The sequence below is a fragment of the Arthrobacter sp. OV608 genome, from assembly GCA_900110595.1.
Classification (GTDB): Bacteria; Actinomycetota; Actinomycetes; order Actinomycetales; family Micrococcaceae; genus Arthrobacter.
Genome location: FOEZ01000002.1, coordinates 399,329 through 418,745, shown reverse-complemented (window position 1 = coordinate 418,745; position 19,417 = coordinate 399,329). Strand labels below are relative to the sequence as shown.

Genomic DNA, 19,417 nt, shown 5'->3' with positions numbered 1-19,417 from the left:
AGTGACTGACAGCATCAATAGGGCCGCGCCGTTGGCCTCCCGCCGCAGCGTCCTTGCCGCCGGCGGCCTCGCCCTGACCGCCCTCACCCTGGGCCTCTCGGCCTGTGCCCAGCAGGACGCCCTCGCCGAGCAGGCCCGGGCCGGGGACAACAAGAACTACGTGGCCGGCGATGGTTCCGTCACGGAGTTCGCCGCGGCGGACCGCAAATCCCCCGTGCAGGTCAACGGGACATTGTTCGACGGGACCACCGTGGCGCCGGCAGACTTCCAGGGCAAGGTAACGGTCCTGAACTTCTGGTTCGCTGCCTGTGCCCCGTGCCGGGTGGAAGCACCCATCCTCGAAGAGCTTCACCAAGAGTTCAAGCCCCAGGGCGTGCAGTTCTTCGGCGTCAACCTGCGGGACGAAAAGCCCACCGCTGAAGCGTTCGAAAAGTCCTTCAACCTGACCTACCCCAGCTTCGACGACAAGGACGGCGGCGTCCTGCTGGCCGTCTCCGGCCTGGTTCCCCCGGGAGCAGTCCCCACCACGCTGGTCCTGGACAAACAGGGGCGCGTGGCTTCGCGTGTCCTGGGTGAAATCCAAAAGGGCACACTGAAGACCCTCATCGCTGCCGCCGTGGCCGGGTAACCATGAACAGCCCCTTCGCCGAAGCCATCCTCAGCGGCTCGCTCCTGCTTGCCATCCCGGTGGCGCTGCTGGCCGGACTGGTCTCCTTCCTGTCTCCCTGCGTTCTGCCGCTGGTGCCCGGCTACCTGGGCTACGTCACGGGGTTGTCCGGGGTGGACCTGCAGAAGCAGAAACGCGGCCGGATGCTGGCGGGCATCGGCCTGTTCGTGCTCGGATTCTCCGTGATCTTCGTCCTCCTGGGAGGCGCGTTCGGTCAGCTGGGCACCCTTATTACCGGCTCGCAGAACGCCTGGATCACCCAACTCCTGGGCATCCTGGTGATCGTCATGGGTGTGGTGTTTATGGGCGGCTTCAGTTGGCTGCAGCGGGACGCCAAAATCCACGCCAAGCCACCGGCCGGGCTGTGGGGCGCGCCGCTGCTGGGCCTGACGTTCGGGCTGGGCTGGGCTCCCTGCATCGGACCCACCTACTCAGCCGTCCAGCTGTTGAGCCTGTCCGGCGGTTCGTCCGCCGCGAAGGGCGCCTTCCTCGCCTTCGTCTATAGCCTGGGGCTGGGCATCCCGTTCCTGCTGATCGCCCTGGCGCTGCGCCGGGGAATGGGAGTGATGGCCTTCTTCCGCAAGCACCGGCTGGCTATCCAGCGGACCGGGGGCGGCATCCTGGTGCTCCTGGGACTCCTGATGGCCAGTGGCGTCTGGGGTACCTGGGTGACCGGGCTGCAGTACTGGTTCCAAACTGATGTGAAGTTGCCGATCTGATGAGCGAGCGTGTGAACGTAAAAAAGAAGTCCTCCACCCTGGCCGGCGGCAAAGAGCGTGGCGACAAGGTCGCCGAGGCCAAGGCCGACGCCGCGCTGCCGGCATTGGGGCCGGTGGGGATGCTCCGCTGGGCCTGGACCCAGCTGACCAGCATGCGCACAGCACTGTTCCTGCTGCTGCTCCTCGCCGTCGCGGCGGTGCCGGGCTCCCTGTTCCCGCAGCGGCCGGCGAACCCTTCAGTGGTAACCCAGTACATCAAGGACAATCCGGACTACGGCAAGCTGCTGGACACCCTTCAGCTGTACGACGTCTACTCCTCGGCCTGGTTTTCGGCTATCTACCTGCTCCTGTTCATCTCCCTGATCGGCTGCGTGGTGCCGCGCGCCATCGCCCACTACAAGGCCATGCGCTCCCAGCCGCCGCGCACCCCCAAGCGGCTCTCGCGCCTTCCTGAGTACGGCACCCTTGTCATTCCGGCCGACGCCGGGATCCCGGCATCGGAGGCCATCACCAGTGCCGCCGGGGTGCTAAAAAATCGCGGCTACCGCGTGGAGGTCCGGGACGCCGGCGGCGAACGCCCCTCCCTGGGCGCGGAGCGCGGCTTCGCGAAGGAAGTCGGAAACCTGGTGTTCCACACCTCGCTGATCGGGGTGCTGGTGTCCGTGGCCATCGGCGGACTGTTCGGCTATAGCGGGCAGCGCATCCTGGTGGAGGGCGATACGTTCGTGAACACCCTGGTGGGCTACGACCAGTTCACGCCCGGCACCAATTTCCAGTCCAGCCAGCTCCAGCCCTACTCCCTGCAGCTGGACAAGTTCGACATCACTTTTGACCGCGAATCCCGGGGCAAAATCGGCCAGCCCATCGACTTCTCCGCGTCCGTGACCACCAAGGAAAATCCGGACGCCCCGGCGCAGAAGGAAATCCTGAAAGTCAACGATCCCGTCACCCTGGGCGGCACCAGCATCTACCTCACGGGCAACGGCTACGCCCCCATGGTGACCGTCAGGGACGGCGAGGGAAACGTTGCCATGCAGGGCCCGGTAGTGGGCAAGCTGCAGGGGGACAACTACTACTCCTCCGTGGTGATCAAGGTCCCTGACGCGAAGCCTGACCAGTTGGGATTCCAGGGCTTCTTCCTGCCCACGGCGTTCGTTTCGAATGAGGGCGTTTCCTACAGCGGAGACCCCGGATTGTTCAACCCGCAGCTGACGCTGAACTCCTTTTACGGTGACCTTGGCCTGGACGACGGCGCGCCGCAGAACGTCTTCGAAATCGACGTCAGGAACCTCACCCCGCTGAATGCCCGGAACCTCGCTGCCGGCGGCATCAAACTGGCTCCCGGCACCAGCTACACGCTTCCGGACGGCAAGGGCACCATCAGTTTTGACGGCGTGAAGCGCTACATCGGCGTGGACATCCACCACAACCCCGGCCAGCTCTACGCGCTGATCTTCGCGCTCCTGGCGGTGGCCGGCCTGATCCTGTCCCTGTACGTCAACCGCCGCCGCGTCTGGGTCCGCACCGGCACCCACGAAGACGGCCGCACCATGGTGGAATACGGGCTCCTGGCCCGCGGCGAGGACCACCGGCTCGCGGGCGAAGCGGACGCCGTACGCAAGCTGCTCTCCGCGGAATGGCAGCTGGCCGCAGACGCTGACCCCGCAAAATCACAGCAAACTCCCAGCAGCAGCCCCGATAATGGCCCAGGCGCCGCCACAACTTCAGCTCCACGCACCCCAGCCGGCCCCTCCGGGCCCGAAAAGGACCAGTAATGCCGTTCGGAATCAACGAAACCATGGGCCAGTACAGCGAGCTCTTTATGCTGCTGGCGGCCGGCACGTACACGGTAGCCTTCATCGCCTTCGCATGGGACCTTGCGAAGAGCAGCAAGGCCCTGCGCGCGATCGACCTCAAAGCTGCGCAGGCTGACGAGTCCGCCAAGGTGCCGGTTGCCGCAGGCGCGGCGGCCCGCAGCGAGTCCCACCTGGCCGGGCCGGCGGGCAGGACTGAGCGGCCGTCGTCGTCCACTGCACGGCCAGCCGGAACAGGAGGCGGGGGAGTCATGACTGCCGACGGCGACATGCGGTACGCCGCCGAACGCCGCGCCCCCGCGCGGGTGGCCGTGGCCCTGACCGTCCTGGGCGCAGTGATCCACGGAGCCGGCGTGCTGACCCGCGCCCTCGGAGCCGGACGCGTGCCGTGGGGCAATATGTACGAATTCCTCACCACCGGCGCCTTCGTGGCCATCGCGGTATTCCTGCTGGTACTGATCCGCCGCGACCTGCGCTTCCTGGGCACTTTCGTGGTGGGCCTGGGCATCATCATGCTGGTGGCCGCCTCCGTGGCGTACTGGACCCCGGTGGGCCACCTGGTTCCCGCCCTGCAGAGCTACTGGCTGATCATCCACGTGTCCATCGCAGTGCTTTCCTCCGCGCTGTTCACCCTGACGTTCGCTATGTCCGCCCTGCAACTGGTCCAGTCCCACCGGCAAAAAACCGTTGCCGCCGGCGGCGCGGACAAGCTCGGCTTCATGCGCCTGGTACCGTCCGCGCTGAGCCTGGAAAACCTGTCCTACCGGATCAACGCCATTGCCTTCATCGGCTGGACGTTCACCCTCATGTTCGGTGCCATCTGGGCGGAAAAGGCCTGGGGCAGGTTCTGGGGCTGGGACACCAAGGAAGTCTGGACCTTTGTGATCTGGGTGGTTTACGCCGGCTACCTCCACGCCCGCGCAACCCGCGGCTGGACCGGAACACGTGCCGCCTGGCTCTCGATCGTTGGCTACCTGTGCGTGATTTTCAACTTCACCATCGTGAACCAGTTCTTCAACGGACTGCACTCATACTCCGGGCTCTAAGCAGGGAATTCTTCCCAACTTCGGGGGATCTGCAGGCAAATAACCAATCGGTGTAGCAATAGGGGTGTTCCCCGTCCTGCCGTGATGCTACCTTGGTGACGTTCGCCAGTGATGAAGCTTGCCGGCGAAATGCGAGTTTGCCCTGAGGTACCCATGAACTATGTTCTCGCCATTGATGTGGGGACCAGTTTCACTGCTGCCGCCGTTTCCCGCTTTGGCCAGGGTATTTCCCCTGCCGCGGAGTGCCTGCCGCTGGGACTTCGCGGAACCGCCGTGCCATCAGTGGTGTACTACCCCGAGGAAGGTTCCCTCCTGGTGGGGGAGGCCGCAGAACGCCGCAGCCTCGATTTCCCCGGTCAGGTGGTGCGGGAATTCAAGCGCCGGGTGGGCGATGCAGTCCCCATTTCCGTGGGCGGCCTGTCCCTGCCACCGGAGGATGTTTTTGCCACCATGGCACGCTGGGTGGTGGACCGGGCCGTAGAGCGCGAGGGCGCGCAGCCGTCTGAGGTCGTCGTTACCCATCCTGCCGCGTGGGGCACCCACCGGACCTCCATGATCCTGGCCGCCATGGGCGCACAGGGACTGGACAACATCACGCTCGTCACCGAACCGGTTGCGGCGGCGCTGTATTACGCCTCCCAGGTCCGCGTGGAAGTGGGCAGCACCATCGCCGTCTACGATCTTGGCGGCGGAACCTTTGATACCGCTGTCCTGCGCAAAGCAGGCAGCAGCAGGTTCCAGCTGTTGGGGCGCCCGGAGGGCATCGAAAACCTGGGCGGTGCCGACTTCGATGCCGAGGTCTTCCGCTACGTCGCAGAGCACACCGGCGGCGTCCTCTCGACTCTCAACCCCGCAGATGACGGAGTCCGCGGAGCTTTGGGCAGGCTGCGGCGCGAGTGCGTGGAAGCCAAGGAAGCGCTCTCCTCGGACAGCGAGGCCACCATTTCAGTGCTCCTTCCCGGCTTCCAGCAGCAGATCCGCCTGGTGCGTTCGGAATTTGAAGCGCTGATAGAGGAACCTGTCCGGGACACCGTCGAGGCGCTGGAGCAGACGCTGGCCCAGCTGGAGCTGGAACCGGCCGATCTCTCCGCCGTGCTGTTGATTGGCGGTTCATCGCGGATCCCGCTCGTGGCGCAGCTGATTTCCGAACAGCTGGACCGGCCCATCGCCGTCGATGCCGATCCTAAGTCCTCCATCTGCCTGGGTGCGGCGCTGTCAGCTGTGCTGGCACGCGCGGAGGCAGAGTCCCGGGCAGCCGTGGCGGCGTTGCCTGCCGGAGCCGCGCGCACCGCCGTCGGACTCACTCCCGGCACCAGCGCGCACGCGGCCAGCCGCCATGCCAGCTGGTCCCGCAAGGGTACGACGGCGGGTGGTGCAGTTGCGGGCGTGGTGGCACCTGCCCATGTGCACGGCGGCGCCCACGCGCCGAAGCCCACAGTTCGGGTGACGGCCATCGCTGCCGCCGCTGCACTGGTCTCGGTCCTTACGGCGACTACGGCTCAGAGCCCTGCGGGATTCACTGACCTCACCGCCATCTTTGTCCCGAAGGCGGGCGCTGCCCCTGAACCGGATCCGACTGCCGACAGTGCCGGCGGGGCAGGGGGCGGGCCAGTTGCTGCGGCAGCCGTACTCCCGGCAGCCGGTGTTGGAGCGGACATGACCAATGAGGCCGTGCCTTACAGCGGCCCGGGCCTTGATGTTGAAGCGTCACCCACCAGCCGGCCGTTGTGGAGGGTGGCAGCGGAAAACGGCCCGGCCGCGGTAGCCGGGCTTGACGTTGCGACGGGCGGGCCCGCAGGTCCCGCCGCAGCCGGCCCTGGTGCCGTGGCCCCGGACGCCAATGCCGCACCACCCGTAGCCATTGACCCCGTCACCGGCGAGCCGGTGCCGACAGATCCGCTGACGGGCGAGCCGGTGGCGACGGATCCCGTAACGGGTGAGCCGGTCCCGCCTGTGACTGAGCCTCCTTCGACGGGGGAGCCGGGGCCCACTGAGACTGAGCCTCCTTCGACGGCGGAGCCCGAGCCGACTGCGACTGACCCTCCTCCGACGGCGGAGCCCGAGCCGACTGGGACTGCGTCTCCGGCGGCGCCGCCCGAGCCGACCGTGATTCCCTCTTCACCCGTAGTAGCTCCAGAGGCTACGCAACCCCAGACAGGAACGCCCACAGCTTCGGCGACCCCATCTGACGTTCCTGAATCCGTCACCTCTCCAGATACGGGGGTCTAGCATGACCGGCAACGAGGTGCACTTGGCAGATCATGGTTTCCTGCCGGTGGAGCTGAACCACAGCCACTTGCCGCATGCCGCCGAGCAGATGGCCGGGCAGCTCAAAGGCGCGAATGCGGCGGTCCGCGAACTCCTCCTGGCACTGTCTGTTGGTTTTGCCTTGCCCGGCCCGCTGCCTGCTGACCTGCAGCGGAAGATCGACGGCGGCGATGTGGAGGGGCTTGACGCCCTGGTGGAGCGGGCAGAATCCGCGGGTCTTCTGACGCCGGACGGAACAGTAGTAGGACCTGCCCAGCATGCCCTGCTGACAGTTGCCCCCACAACCAGGGTGCACGCGCTCCAACGTGAGCTGGTGTCCGCCTATGCCGAGCACGGCCAGCCGCTGGGAGACCTGGCCCGCGAACTGGCTCGCGGCGGGCTCGCCGATCCCCGGGTTGCGGCCGAGCTGGAACACGCAGGTGACAAGGCGCTGGAACAGGATCCAGGTCTGGCCGCCCAACTCTATGACGAGGCACTGCTGGCAGGAGCCGATGAGCTCGGCACCGCCGCACGGCGTGCCCAGGCAGCCGTGGGCAACGGGGACCTGGACACCGCTACCCGGATTATCGATACGCTCCTGGTATGTGCTGATCCGCCGGACGTCCGCCGTGGTGTGGATGTGGCAGCAGCAGTGTGGGCCCAGCGCGGCATGCTGGCCCGGGGCGGGGACGCGTACAGCTGGTTGGGCGCCTCGAGAGCAGGCACGTCTGCACCGCTTGCCGCCGTCACCATGATCGGCAGTGGCAACGTGCGCGGCGCCAAGTCACTCTTCCGGGCAGAAGCGCCACCGGCCGCTCCCACCTTGCTGGCAGTGGCCCTCGCAGAAACGGGCAAGGGAATCATGGAGTCGCTGGCTGTCGAGCCGCACAGGGCACTCCCCGTGCTGATCCATGCCTCGGACATGCTCAACGGGACAGGTGCGGCGCTTCCCCTCCCGGACACTCCAGCGGCGTTGGCCGCACTGCTCGCCCTGCACACCGGAGAACCCCATCTGGCAGAGACAGTCTGCATGTCAGCAGTGGCGGCGGGCCAGGGCGGAAACGCAGCCAAGCCCAGGCTCTTCCTGCTTCAGGCGTGGTCGGCCATGCAGCAGGACAGGCTTGAGGACGCACGGCTCGCCATCAATGAGGCCTCGAAAGCCAACCACTGGCCGCTCGTCCCCCGCGATGAGTTCATGTGTGCGGCACTGGAAGTCGGGATCGCCCGGCGCAACGGCGAAATTGCGCAACTTGTCATGGCCTGGGAGCGGGCGCATGAAGCCATGCTGCACATCTCGGTGGACCTTTACAGCCTCCTGCCGTGGGGTGAACTGATGATAGCTGCCGCTCGGCTCCGCGAAACCCACCGGGTGACACACTACCTGGACGAGGCGAACCAGCTGCTGGGGCATTTGGGGGATCCGCCCCTGTGGGCCGTGCCCTTCCACTGGGCAGCCGTCCAGGCAGCACTGCTCAGTGACAGCCCGGCAGACCTGGCTCCCCATGCAACCGCCCTGGCCCGGGCCGCGGCCCACAGCCACCTCGCCGCGGTCTTTGCCGCCGCTGGCAAGGCCTGGGTTACAGTGCTGGCACGAAAGATCCGTACTGCCGACGTTGAAGCGGCGGCGCGGGCCCTGGGCAGGGTGGGTATGCCATGGGAAGGCGCACGGTTGGCCGGACATGCCGCCGCGCGTGCCGAGGAACGCAAGGACATGGTGCGGCTGCTGTCCTGTGCCCGGGACCTTCACCCGCAGCCAAGCGAGGCAGGGAACGGGAAGTCCAGGGTACCGGAGTCCCGCGATGCACCGGCCGTGGGTACCAACGGGACGAACCCGGACGGCTCGGGCCTGAGCGACCGCGAAAAGGAAGTGGCCAGGCTGGTGCTTGAGGGCAAGACGTACCGGGAAATCGGGGAGGCCATCTACATCTCCCCGCGCACTGCCGAACACCACATTGCCCGCATGCGCCGCCGCCTGGGCGCCGAAAACCGATCAGACCTGATGACAAGGCTGCGCCTGGCACTGGATTCCGAAGACCGCCAAAAGGAATGAATCCGTTGGGCCCCTAAACCCCTAACCGGAGGCGCTCAAGTTTCCCAGAGGGAGGACATCGGGTAGGGGGGAAGGGCCCGATGCCCGGTCGCGGAGGGACCCGTACGTTGGATGCAAGCCCGGTTGGGACTACGGGCGCTCCGGCAATTTTCGAGAAGATGAGGACAACCACATGACACTCGCAAACGATCTCGTCCAGTTCCTGATGCACCTCTTCGGCGACCGCCAGGCAGCCCAGGACTTCCTGGACGATCCGGAACGCGCCCTTGAAGCCCACGGTCTGGGCGGTGTCTGCTCGGCGGATGTTGACGCAGCGATGCCGGTTGTCCTGGACTACGCACCCGTTACGGTCAATGCTGCCCGCTTTGACCGGGATTACAACATGGGCGGCAACAGCGCCACCACGAGCCACAACGGCGGCGGCGGAACCAGCTACACCCCGCCTCCAGCCAGCGGGAATAGTGCCGGGCACCAAGAGCACGAGGACCATGCACACGCCATCCAGCAGCTCCACCATGTAGTGAACAATTACTCCTACACCTCCGTGGTGGACGACCGGGACACCTTCACCGACCAGTCCGTGAACCAAAATGTCTGGGCCGACGGCGACGTGGAGCAGTGGTTCGACAACGATTCCGTGATCGCCTCCGGTGACCGGGCCGTTGGGGCCGGCGACGACGCCAATGTTGACGATTCCAACAACATCCAGGATTCCCACACCACGGACAACTCCGAGGATCACTCGACGGACAACTCCATCCACGCCGGCCGGGATGCGAGCGTTGGCAACACGGACACGGACATCGACGACTCCTTCAACACCGACGTTGACATTGATGCCGATCTGGACAACGTGGGGAACACCGACATCCGCGAGGACAGCTCGACGAACATCGATGTCCGGGATTCCGGTAACGACAATTCCCTCAATGACGTTGGAAACACGGACGTTGATTTCGACAACGTGGGCAACACTACCGACTACTCGGATCACAGCGTTGATGTAGACCTGGAGGACGTCGGCAACAGCGACAGCTCGACGGACACCACCATTACGGACAACGTTGTTCTCGCCGATAACGAGATCACCAATGTCGAGGACAACGTTGTTATCGCCGACAACACAGTGGACTACACCCATACCGCGGTTGAGGTTGGCGACGTTGATGCCGACTTCACCACCATCGACGAATCGGTCATCGTGGCCGACAATGACCTTGACGTCACTACAGCGGTGGCCGCGGATGACGCGATCATCGAGGACTGACCTGAGGCAAAGGACACACTATGGCAGAAGCCGGACCGGCGAAACCGTCACCACCTGCGACGACTGTGCAACTCGCCGGGCTGGTTAAGCAAGGCCTCGAACTAACCGGGACCGGGGACCGCCTCGACCTGCGCAAGCGCCTCGACCAGACCTTGCGGAGGCTGGAGGACCCCAGCATCCGAGTCATCGTCGTGGGCGAATTCAAGCAAGGCAAAAGCAAACTCATCAACGCGCTGGTGAACGCTCCGGCCTGCCCGGTCGCTGATGACATCGCCACGTCGGTCCCCACCGTGGTCCAGTACGGCGATATCGCCTCCGCAGCGATCCTGGTTCCCAGGGCGGGATCCGATGCCACCGACGAAGCCAATATCGAACGGCACCCTGTTCCCATTGCGGACCTGCCGTCGTATGTTTCCGAGCGGGGCAACCCGGGAAACAGCAAAAAACTCGTGGCGGGGGAGGTGTATTTGCCCCGCAAACTCCTCACGGGCGGGCTCACCGTCATTGACTCCCCGGGCGTGGGCGGGCTGAACTCCTCGCATACCCTGACCACCCTCACTGCGCTTCCCACGGCTGATGCCATGCTGCTGGTGTCCGATGCCTCCCAGGAGTACACAGAACCGGAACTGCGCTTCCTGCGCCAGGCCATGCGGATCACGCCCAATGTTGTGGGCGTCCTGTCCAAGACGGACCTTTACCCCGACTGGCGGCGCGTGGAGGAGATCGACCGCGGCCACCTTGCCGGCGTGGCGCCGGACATTCCCCTGTTCAGCGTCTCCTCCGACCTCCGCCTTGAAGCCTCCCGCCTGCAGGATGCCGAATTGAACGTGGAGTCCGGCTTCCCCGGCCTGATCACACACCTGCGAACGGAAATCGTGGGCAAGGCACAACGGCTCCAGCGCCGTTCCGTGAGCCAGGACCTGCTGTCCGTCACCGAGCACCTCCGGCTGTCCCTGCAGGCAGAGCTTGCAGCCTTCGAAAACCCGGGAAAAACACCGGAGATGATCGCTGGCCTCGAAGTCGCCAAGGCCGAAGCCGACGAGCTGCGAAAGCGGTCCGCCCGCTGGCAGATTACCCTCAGCGACGGCATCAGCGACCTGATCGCGGACATGGAATATGACCTCCGGGACCGGCTGCGCCGGATCCAGCGTGAAGCCGAGGCGGCCATCGACCTCGGTGATCCCGGACCTGCCTGGCCCCAGTTCTCCCAGTGGCTCGAGGAGTGCGCCGCAGCTGCCATTTCGGACACGTTCGTATGGACCAGCGAACGCGCCCAGTGGCTGGCCGCCCAGGTTGCGGAGCATTTCGCTGCCGGCGAGGTGACCCTGCCAGTACTGCACGTCTCGGACAGCGGCGACGCACTGGACCCGGTGGACGATATGCCGATGCTGGACAGTGGCAGGGTCAATCCACTGCAAAAGGTGCTGATCGGAATGCGCGGGTCCTACGGCGGTGTGCTGATGTTCGGCTTGCTGACGGGCATCTTCGGCATGGCCCTCATTAACCCCTTGTCCGTGGGCGCCGGCCTGCTGCTGGGGCGCAAGGCATATCGGGAGGACAAGGAAGCCAGGCTGAAGCGGCGCCAGGCCGAGGCGAAAGCCCTGGTTCGCCGCCAACTGGACGACGTCACCTTCCAGGTGGGCAAACAGCTCAAGGACCGGCTGCGGCTGGTACAGCGTTCCATCCGGGACCACTTCACGGACATCGCGGACGAGCACCACCGCTCCCTGGGGGATTCAGTGGCCGCAGCGCAAAAAGCCGCCACCACCTATGCCCTGGAAAAGGAAGTGCGCATCCGCGAAATCAAAGCGGAGCTGAAGAAGGTCGACGCCCTGGCGCGCGCCGCGGAGGCTGTGGCCGCCGAAGCAGCTGCGGACACTGTGCGGACTGGCCACCCCGTCACCTTGAATCCCGGAGCTCCCCCCGCCACAACCGCCGCAGCCGGCGCAGCGGGGGCGGCACCAGCTGTGGCAGGGGCGGGATGACACCCTCCACCATCGCCGGTGCCGCGGACCTTGTCCGGGAGGCGTTGAGCGTCTACCGGGAAGACCCCGCTGCCGTGGCAGTGCTGCAAAGTTATGCCCGGAGACTGGAAGAACCACTGCGCGTTGCGGTTGCCGGCATGGTGAAGGCAGGGAAGTCCACCCTCCTGAACGCCATCCTCGGCGAAGAGATAGCGCCCACTGACACCGCGGAGTGCACCCGCATTGTGACCTTGTACCGCTACGGCCGCACCCCCCGGATCACCCTTTACCCGGCGACCGGAGAACCGCGCAGCCTTCCCGTGAAGCGCGTTGACGGCCGCCTGGTGTTTGTCCGCGGTGACGCCACGGCGGACGACGTGGACAGGCTGGAAGTGGAGTGGCCCTCACCTGCACTGCAGGACATGACCCTGATCGACACCCCTGGGATAGCCTCCCTTTCCACCGATGTGGCAGCACGGTCCACCAGCTTCCTTACCCCGGAGGACACGCCATCGGAGGCGGACGCGATCATCTACCTGATGCGGCACATGCATGCATCCGACCTGAGGTTCCTCGAGTCCTTCAAGGACGCCGAGGCGGGGAGGTCCGGTACTGTCAACGCCCTTGCCGTGCTCTCCAGGGCCGATGAGGTGGGTGCGGGGCGGATCGATTCCCTCCTCTCCGCGGGGGACATCGCCGAGCGGTACCGCCGGGACCACAACCTGCAGAAACTGGTGTTGGGGGTGGTCCCGGTGGCCGGGCTCCTGGCGCAAGGCGCCCGCACCATGCGCCAGCCCGACTTTGAGGCCCTGCGGCTCCTGGCCGGAATGGAACGGGCGCACCGGGAAAAGCTCCTGTTGTCCGCAGACCGGTTCCTGCGGGTGGCAGGCCCCGAAGGGCTGACGACGGCGGCCCGCGCCTCGCTGCTCGAGAGGTACGGCCTGTTCGGCATCCGGCTCGCGGCAGTCCTCATCCGCAACGGGTTTACTGATCCCACGCCGCTGGCGCATGAACTGGCCCGGCGCAGCGGGCTGCATCCGCTGCTGGAGCTGCTGGGGCGCCAGTTCCAGGCCCGCGCCGAGGCACTTAAGGCAAGAACGGCCCTGGTAGGGGTGGAAGCCCTAATGCGCACCTCACCCCGTGAGGGCACAGGCCGGCTGGCGGCCGCGCTGGAACGGCTGCAGGTCAATGCCCACGAGTTCCGTGAACTCCGGCTGCTGGCAGCCCTGCGAACCACGGGCATACCGCTGCCCATTGAGCTGGCCGCCCAAGCGGAGGGCCTTATCGGGGGCTGGGGTGCAGCGTCCCACGCCAGGCTGGGACTGGATTCCGATGCCGGCCCGGACCAGCTGGCTTCAGCGGCCCGCCGGTGCCTGGACCAGTGGCGGGCCGTGGCCGAAAACCCGCTGACCGACCGCTCGGCCCTTGAGCTGTGCAGGGTGGTCATCCGCAGCTGCGAAGGCATCCTGGCCGAATGCTCCGGGATGGTGGCACGGTCCGCCTAGCGGCTCTTCATAAGCGGGCGGATATTACCGGGCGGATCTCAGCCAGGCATTGGCGGAGGGCATCAGGAAAACATCAGCCCAACAACCGCCAGCAGGAGTTCAAGGCCCCAGAGCAGCATCACGTAGCTGCCCGCATCGCCGTCGGGCACCAGGAACACAGCCGCCACGAGCAGGACAAAGACGTGGCCCGCCAGTAGGAGGAGCAGGGCCCACCTGCCCCAGCCCCGCCGGCCCATCACCACGCCCAGCATGGCGGCCTCAAGCAGGATCACCAGGAGGACAGCCCCCATGCTGCCCCAGAAGACGATGCCCGTTGCTGTGGTGACAGCTTCCGGGTCCCCGCCGGGCGCCATCCCCGCCACCACCGGCTTCAGCCGTTGCAGATGGGATTCGCGGGTCATAAAGGATCCGACGAGCACGGCAAGCCCGGCAGCGAAGCTGAACAGCCACAGTGTGCGGGCGGTCCGAACGTTCCGCGGTGCCACCGGGATAACCGGAATGGGGGCCGGAGCGGACCAGGACAATCCGGGCCTGGGTGGAGGGGCAAGGGAACCTGGGGGCGTAGGCGGACCTGCCGCCCCTTGGGGCATGGTCCGGGGCCTGTCTTCCCCCACAGGATCCTGAGCCATCGGCCCCTACTTCAGCCCGTCGGCGTCGTGTTCGTCGGTTTCGTGCTTGTCCTTGCCGCCGGCAGTGCCGTTGCCTTGGTTTTTCGCCTTGGCATCCAGTTCATCCTTGAGCCTCTTCAGGCGCTCCGCTTCCGCCTGGTTGCGCCGGCGCGCTTCAAGGTTACGGAGGAAGTCCGGATCATCGTCCGGAGCGGTGGGGTGGCGCTGGCTCTGCTGGGGGGACGTGCCGCGTGGCCGGCCGATCAGGAGCCAGAGAATGGCGCCGATAACGGGCAGGACGATCATGACCACAATCCAGGCCGGTTTGGAGATCCCCCGGGTCAGGCGTCCCTCAGTGCGGATCACGTCCACGAGGCCATACACAAAGATGACGAGGACTGCCACGGCCAAACCCACACGGAGGAGCATGCCATTAAGTCTATCGTCAGGAGGCGCGGCGGCCTTCGGCGGGAGGCGGCTAAACTTGAATAGTGGCCTTTTTGAAATATTCCCTGATCCGCCTGGCTCTCTTCGCGCCCCTGTTCGTGGTGTTTATGCTCCTGCAGCTCGGCGTGCTGATGTCCGTCATCTGCGCGGCACTCATCGCCTTCGCCGTGAGCTACCTGTTTTTCCAGAAGCAGCGTGATGCTGCGGCAGCGGCCCTCCACCAGCGTTTCTCGGGCAACGCCAAGCCGCTCCGCTCAGCCAACGAAGTGCAGGACGCCAACGCCGAGGACGCCCTCCTCGATGCCAACCCGGAGATCGCCATCAGCAACGACGCCAAGGACCGCAAAAAGGCCTAGGGCCACCGGCAGCCAGCCCACCCGTTAGCCAGCCCCACCCGTTAGCCAGCCCCGGCGGCACGAAGTAACGCCGCGGCCTAGAACCCGTGGCTGAGCACCAGGCCCAGCGCGAACAGCACGCTGTAGCCGAGGTTGATCAGCCCGGTCTGCTTCAACACCGGGATCAGGCTCTTGCGCTTGCGGCCATTGATCATCAGCCATGCCGGCATCAGGCAGGCCGGAATCAGCAGCAGGACGATCAGCATCCACGGCCGCCCGGGCGCCAGGATCACCACCAGCATGATCGCCACGGCGAGCATCAGGACGTAGCTCTCCCGGGCATGTTTGTCACCCAGCCGCACGGCCAGAGTCTTCTTGCCCGCCTGCATATCGGTGGGAATGTCCCGCACGTTGTTGGCCATCAGCAGCGCCGTGGCGATCAGCCCGGTGCCGATCGCACCGATGATGGCCGGCAGGTTGATCTGCCCGGCCTGGGTGTAGGTGGTGCCCAGCGTGGCCACCAGCCCGAAGAACACAAACACGAACACGTCGCCCAGGCCCATGTAGCCGTACGGGTTTTTGCCGCCGGTGTAGCCCCAGGCTGCCATGACGCAGCCCAGCCCCACCAGGATCAGCCACCAGCTCTGGGTGATCACCACCAGGATCAGCCCAAAGACCATGGCGGCGGCAAACGTACCGAAGGCGGCATATTTGACGTGCTCGGGTTTCGCGGCGCCTGAACCAACAAGGCGGAGCGGGCCCACCCGGTCATCGTCGGTGCCGCGGATCCCGTCCGAGTAGTCGTTGGCAAAGTTCACGCCCACCTGGAGCAGGAGCGCCACGAGGGCGGCGAGGATGGCGTTAAACAGAAGGAATGAATCCATCTCGTAGGCGGCGGCGGAGCCGATCAGCACCGGCGCAATCGCAGCGGGCAGCGTCCGGAGTCGGGCGCCTTGGATCCATTGTGCGGCTGTGGCCACGGTCAGTACCTCGCGTTGGTTTGGGGAAGGCGGCAGGGTGGGGGCCCTGCCCGGTGGTGCAGGTCTACTTTACTTTCCCTGGTGCAGGGCGTTCAGTTTGGCGGCCATGGCCAGCCGGTCGGGCTTGCCGTTCGGGAGCATCAACAGCGAGGAGGCAGCGAGCACGGTTTTGGGCGCAAGGATGCCCAGCGTCCGGTGCCACTCCTGTTCGAGGACGACGGCGTGGTCCCGGCTTGGCGTGGAGCCGCCGGCTTCGGCCGGCCCGGCACCCGTACCGGAACCGGCCAGTGCCACGTAAGCCGCCACCGCCTGGCCCCATTCAGCAGACGGGACCCCGGCCACAAAAGCCGCGGCCACGCCGTCGGACTTTTCCAGCTCTTCCTGCACGTGCGCGGCAGACACTTTAATGCCGCCGGTGATAATGACGTCGTCGGCCCGGCCCAGGACGGTGAGGCGGCCGTCCTCGTCGATGGTGCCGAGGTCGCTGGTGCGGTACCAGCGCACGCCGTCCTCCTCGAAGAAGGTGCCGGACTCCTGGTCCGGGGCCTCCAGGTAGCCGGCGGCGATGGTATCGCCGCCCAGCAGGATCCGGCCGTCCCCGTCCACCCGGACCGAGACACCTTCCAACGGATAGCCGTTGTAGATGCAGCCGCCGGAGGACTCGGCGGAGCCGTAGGTGGTGACCACGCGGACGCCCGCATCCTTGGCAGCGGCCAGCAGCGAAGCGGAAGCAGGGGCCCCACCCAGCAGGACGGCATTGAAGCGCCGGAGCACAGCCAGCGTTTCCGGCGACGGCGCGTCCAGAAGCCGCTGCAGCTGGGTGGGGACCAGCGAAGTGAACCGGATCTTATCGGTCAACTCCAGGGCGGCAGCAGTGAAGGCTTCAGGCGTAAACCCGCCGGACATGTCCATCACCCACGGGCGGGTGCCGGCGAAGAGGGAACGGACTAGGACCTGGATGCCCGCGACGAACTGCACGGGCAGCGCCAGAAGCCACTGGCCCTCGCCCTTGAGCGCCAGGGCGGTGGCCATGGAGGACGCGGCCAGGGATTCAACGGTGAGGACGGTGGCCTTCGGTGTGCCGGTGGACCCGGAGGTGCGGACCACGGCCACGGCGTCGTCGCAGCCGGGCGTTTCCACATGGCCCACCACCAGGTTGCCTTGTTGGTCGACGGATAGTTCGACGGCGGGGCCCTCGCCGTGGAGGGCGGCAGCCAGGGCCTTCAGTGCGGGATCGATGTTGAGGGCGCCGCTTGGTGCGGTGTTCGCTTGGGGGCCTGTGGGTTCGGTGCTCATTGCCGGTCCTTCCTTAGAAGTAGTGCGGGAAGCCGGACCAGTCGGGATCGCGTTTTTGCAGGAACGCCTCCTTGCCCTCCACCGCCTCGTCCGTCATGTAGGCCAGCCGGGTGGCTTCGCCGGCGAACACCTGCTGGCCGGCCAGGCCGTCATCGGCAAGGTTGAAGGCGAACTTGAGCATCCGGATGGCCTGCGGTGACTGCCGGGCGATGTCGGCCGCGTACTCCAGCGCAACCTCTTCGAGGCGTTCGTGGTCCACGGCCTCGTTCACGGCGCCCATCCGAACCATGTCTTCTGCGGAATATTCGCGCGCAAGGAAAAAGATTTCGCGGGCGGCCTTCTGGCCGATCTGCCGCGCCAGCAGGGCTGAGCCGTAACCGGCGTCGAAGCTGCCTACGGTGGCGTCCGTCTGCTTGAACTTCCCGTGCTGGCGGGAGGCGATGGTGAGGTCCGCCACCACGTGCAGGGAGTGTCCGCCGCCGGCCGCCCAGCCGTTGACGACGGCGATGACCACCTTGGGCATGGTCCGCATCAGCCGCTGGACTTCCAGGATGTGCAGCCGGCCGGCGCGGGCCGGGTCGATGCTCTCCTGGGTCTCGCCATCTGCATACCTGTAGCCGTCCCGGCCCCGGATCCGCTGGTCGCCGCCCGAGCAGAAGGAGTGGCCGCCGTCCTTGGGGGAGGGCCCGTTGCCGGTGAGCAGGACGGTGGCGACGTCCGGGGACATCCTCGCATGGTCCATGGCCCGGTACAGCTCATCAACGGTGCCGGGGCGGAAGGCGTTGCGGACCTCGGGCCGGTTGAAAGCGATCCGGACCGTGGGCAGGTCACGCACCCAGCCGCCGTCGGAATCCCTTTCCACCTGGCGGTGGTAGGTCATGTCCTGGAAGTCGTCAAAGCCGGACACCACACGCCAGCGGGTTGGATCGAAGACGTCGGACACCGAGGCGGGGATTTGGTTGCTCACCGTCCAAGTCTAGTAATCGGGGTCAGCTGATGCAGAACTCGTTGCCCTCGGGGTCCGCCATGGTGTGCCAGAAATGCGGGCCCTCATTAGCTGTCCAGAGGAATGTCGCGCCGCGGGACTCGAGCTCCCGGCGCACCTCATCCTTGTCCCGGCCGGCGAGGTTGAGGTCCCAGTGCACGCGGTTTTTGACGGTCTTGCCCTCCGGCGCCGTCTGGAAGAGAATCCGCCGCTGCGGCGCTTTCTCCTCCAGTTCCTCGGGCGGCCGGATGGCGCAGCCGGTGGCCCAGACGAGCTTGCCGTTGTGGGTTGTTGTCTGGTCCTCGGTGGCGTAGCCCTGCTCAATCATGGACCGGATAAAGCCCTCGTCCTGGGGCTCCACTGCCCACTCGAGGCATTCGGCCCACCATTGGGCCAACTGGTGGGGATCGCGGCAGTCAACAACAATCTGGATATTCAGTCCCATGCCCCCAAGCTACGTGGACCGGGGCCTTTTCGACAGACTCGAACAACCATGGGGGCCCACGCCGCAGCGTGCCCTGGCCGAGCTTGCGACGCTAGGGAGCAACGCGGGGTCAGACCGCGCCCAAAGATGTGGCTTTTATGGGCCGGGTCTGACCCCGCGTTGGTTTCAGGCCTGGACCTGCTGGAGCTGTTCGTAGACCTCGGGCGGGATGGCGTAGATGAACACCACCGCCAGCAGGTTCTTGGCGGCGTGGACGAAGTAGGAGAACATCAGGTTCTTCCCGGTCCAGACGTACACGAACACCAGCGTGGCGCCCATGGCCAGGTAGGGCAGCAGGACTGTCAGCGTCAGTGCTTCCTTACCCACGATGTGGGGTGCCGCAAACAGGAACACGGACAGGACACAACACACCCAGATGTTGATCCGACGGCTCAGCTTCCCGATCAGCAGGTGGCGGAAGATGTATTCCTCCACGAACGGGCCGACCACCACCAGCAGCGGGACCATCAGCCACGCCGGGACCTGCTGCATTAAGGCCTGGAGTCCGGCCTGGTTCTCGGACGTCGCCACGCTGCCGCTGGCCGCCACCGCGATGGCCGAGAGGATCATCATGGCGATCACAGCCGCAGGCACCATCAGCAGGGTGAACCATGGCCGGGTTGCAAGAACCCGCAGGTCACGGCCAACTACCTTGCGTGCGGCCAGGAGCGCGAGAATTCCCACTGTGGCATAAAACAGCAGGTTCATGGCGTAGGAAGCGGCGGCGGGCGTGGGCGCGAGCTGCCGGAGGACGGGCGCCACCAGTTCGCCGGCCACCGCGAAGAACCCGGCAATTGCGACATAAAGGCCGACCGCGGTGAAGTCGAGGGGTGAAAACCGGTACAGCTGCGGCTGTGGTGCGGGTGGTCGGCGGTGAACGGTGGCCATGGTTTCAGCCTATCCCCACCCAACTGGCTCGCAGGTAACGCAGTCAAAACGGCGGCCGGGGACGTCAACTGCGGGCTACTGGGGTGGGGTAGCGGCTTGACTCCCGCTTGACTCG

General features: G+C 66.0%; 17 protein-coding genes. 10 read left to right on the top strand and 7 right to left on the bottom strand.

Translation table 11 applies throughout. From position 1 onward, the window contains the following. The first annotated feature begins 1 nt into the window (after position 1). The 9 genes from BMX78_RS04685 (at position 2) to BMX78_RS04645 (ending at position 13,279) form a co-directional block, all read left to right on the top strand. Positions 2-628 carry a TlpA family protein disulfide reductase gene (locus BMX78_RS04685; protein ID WP_285249674.1) on the top strand — a complete coding sequence of 209 codons (627 nt, stop codon included), beginning with the start codon at positions 2-4 and terminating at the stop codon, positions 626-628. Positions 629-630: 2 nt separating this feature from the next. Next, entirely contained in the window at positions 631-1,386 is a 756-nt protein-coding gene (locus BMX78_RS04680) for a cytochrome c biogenesis CcdA family protein (RefSeq protein ID WP_091416953.1), read from the top strand. Continuing rightward, positions 1,386-3,161 (top strand): cytochrome c biogenesis protein ResB, encoded by a 1,776-nt coding sequence (resB, locus tag BMX78_RS04675; protein ID WP_091416951.1) that lies wholly within the window; start codon positions 1,386-1,388, stop codon positions 3,159-3,161. Before BMX78_RS04680 ends, resB begins: the two co-directional genes overlap by 1 nt. Then, positions 3,161-4,246 (top strand): c-type cytochrome biogenesis protein CcsB, encoded by a 1,086-nt coding sequence (gene ccsB, locus BMX78_RS04670; protein WP_091416948.1) that lies wholly within the window; start codon positions 3,161-3,163, stop codon positions 4,244-4,246. The genes resB and ccsB overlap by 1 nt, the downstream gene beginning before the upstream one ends. Before the next feature lie 153 nt (positions 4,247-4,399). Continuing rightward, positions 4,400-6,475 carry an Hsp70 family protein gene (locus BMX78_RS04665; RefSeq protein WP_091416946.1) on the top strand — a complete coding sequence of 692 codons (2,076 nt, stop codon included), beginning with the start codon at positions 4,400-4,402 and terminating at the stop codon, positions 6,473-6,475. A 1-nt stretch (position 6,476) separates the two neighbouring features. After that, positions 6,477-8,543 (top strand): LuxR C-terminal-related transcriptional regulator, encoded by a 2,067-nt coding sequence (locus BMX78_RS04660; protein WP_091416944.1) that lies wholly within the window; start codon positions 6,477-6,479, stop codon positions 8,541-8,543. A gap of 172 nt (positions 8,544-8,715) precedes the next feature. Then, positions 8,716-9,810 (top strand): IniB N-terminal domain-containing protein, encoded by a 1,095-nt coding sequence (locus BMX78_RS04655; protein ID WP_091416941.1) that lies wholly within the window; start codon positions 8,716-8,718, stop codon positions 9,808-9,810. A gap of 20 nt (positions 9,811-9,830) precedes the next feature. Beyond that, a complete protein-coding gene (locus tag BMX78_RS04650) occupies positions 9,831-11,795 on the top strand; it encodes a dynamin family protein (RefSeq protein ID WP_091416939.1) in 1,965 nt (654 codons plus the stop codon). Next, positions 11,792-13,279: a dynamin family protein gene (locus tag BMX78_RS04645; protein WP_091416936.1), complete on the top strand. Its 1,488-nt coding sequence runs from the start codon at positions 11,792-11,794 to the stop codon at positions 13,277-13,279. The genes BMX78_RS04650 and BMX78_RS04645 overlap by 4 nt, the downstream gene beginning before the upstream one ends. Before the next feature lie 62 nt (positions 13,280-13,341). Here the strand turns inward: BMX78_RS04645 and BMX78_RS04640 are convergent, their stop codons facing one another. Then, on the bottom strand, positions 13,342-13,764 hold the full coding sequence (locus BMX78_RS04640; RefSeq protein ID WP_286138784.1) for a hypothetical protein: 423 nt from the start codon (positions 13,762-13,764) through the stop codon (positions 13,342-13,344). A gap of 150 nt (positions 13,765-13,914) precedes the next feature. Further along, the gene (locus BMX78_RS04635; RefSeq protein WP_091416933.1) at positions 13,915-14,316 is read right to left on the bottom strand and encodes a PLD nuclease N-terminal domain-containing protein; all 402 of its coding nucleotides are present in this window, start codon (positions 14,314-14,316) and stop codon (positions 13,915-13,917) included. Between the two features lie 62 nt (positions 14,317-14,378). On the opposite strand from BMX78_RS04635, the gene BMX78_RS04630 reads away from it, so the two are divergent. Further along, positions 14,379-14,690, top strand: coding sequence for a DUF4229 domain-containing protein (locus BMX78_RS04630; RefSeq protein WP_170850686.1), 312 nt, complete (start codon positions 14,379-14,381; stop codon positions 14,688-14,690). Between the two features lie 77 nt (positions 14,691-14,767). Here BMX78_RS04630 and BMX78_RS04625 read toward each other — a convergent pair whose 3' ends face one another. The 5 genes from BMX78_RS04625 to BMX78_RS04605 form a co-directional block, all read right to left on the bottom strand. Next, entirely contained in the window at positions 14,768-15,649 is an 882-nt protein-coding gene (locus BMX78_RS04625) for a 1,4-dihydroxy-2-naphthoate polyprenyltransferase (protein WP_091416929.1), read from the bottom strand. 69 nt (positions 15,650-15,718) lie between these two features. After that, positions 15,719-16,945, bottom strand: a complete 1,227-nt coding sequence (locus BMX78_RS04620; RefSeq protein WP_091416926.1) for an AMP-binding protein — start codon at positions 16,943-16,945, stop codon at positions 15,719-15,721. Positions 16,946-16,958: 13 nt separating this feature from the next. Further along, on the bottom strand, positions 16,959-17,912 hold the full coding sequence (locus tag BMX78_RS04615) for a 1,4-dihydroxy-2-naphthoyl-CoA synthase (protein ID WP_091416924.1): 954 nt from the start codon (positions 17,910-17,912) through the stop codon (positions 16,959-16,961). A 22-nt stretch (positions 17,913-17,934) separates the two neighbouring features. Further along, positions 17,935-18,375, bottom strand: a complete 441-nt coding sequence (locus BMX78_RS04610; protein WP_091416920.1) for a VOC family protein — start codon at positions 18,373-18,375, stop codon at positions 17,935-17,937. A gap of 165 nt (positions 18,376-18,540) precedes the next feature. Then, the gene (locus BMX78_RS04605; protein WP_091416918.1) at positions 18,541-19,302 is read right to left on the bottom strand and encodes a CPBP family intramembrane glutamic endopeptidase; all 762 of its coding nucleotides are present in this window, start codon (positions 19,300-19,302) and stop codon (positions 18,541-18,543) included. Between the last annotated feature and the right edge of the window lie 115 nt (positions 19,303-19,417).